The organism is Mesorhizobium sp. M7A.F.Ca.ET.027.02.1.1 (assembly GCF_004022985.1).
In the GTDB taxonomy this organism is placed as follows: Bacteria; Pseudomonadota; Alphaproteobacteria; order Rhizobiales; family Rhizobiaceae; genus Mesorhizobium.
In genome coordinates, this window is record NZ_RZOL01000912.1 from 1 (window position 1) to 512 (window position 512).

At 63.5% G+C, this 512-nt stretch carries 1 protein-coding gene; it reads right to left on the bottom strand.

Annotation, left to right across the window (positions count from 1 at the left end):
• Positions 1-240: 240 nt before the first annotated feature.
• Positions 241-512, bottom strand: a 272-nt coding sequence (locus EN749_RS36965; RefSeq protein ID WP_148674730.1) for a MerR family DNA-binding protein, incomplete at its 5' end; no start/stop codon positions are given.

Here is a 512-nt window from a genome sequence, read left to right on the forward strand (position 1 = left end):
GTCGGATTGAGTTCACCCCCTCATTTCGAACTCCCCGCCGCCCCTCATCTGCCTGCCGGCATCTTCTCCCCGTAAACGGGGAGAAGGGGCTGGTCGCGACCTCGGTGCCATCTCTGCAACGTTGGCGATTGGCGAAACCATTGATGACAGCGTCCTTCGCCCCGTTTACGGGGAGAAGATGGCGGCAGCCAGATGAGGGGCGGCGCCGACTTTGACGCGTAAGCTTGTCCTTCGAACCTCTCAATCATGCTCATCGGCGCACAGCGCATGATCCGACAGCGCGCGGATGACGTAGCAGTCGCCGACCGTCTGGCCATTGCAGCACGTGGCGATGCGTTCGAGCTCGGCCTCGAGCCGCTTCAACTGGGCAATCTTTTCCCTCACCGAGATCAGTTGCTCCTCGGCGATCTTGTCGGCGTGGCCGCAGGGCTGCTCGGGGTGGCCGCTCAACTCGATCAGGGAGCGGATGTCCTCGACGGCGAAGCCGAGGTCGCGGGCGTGGCGGATGACGT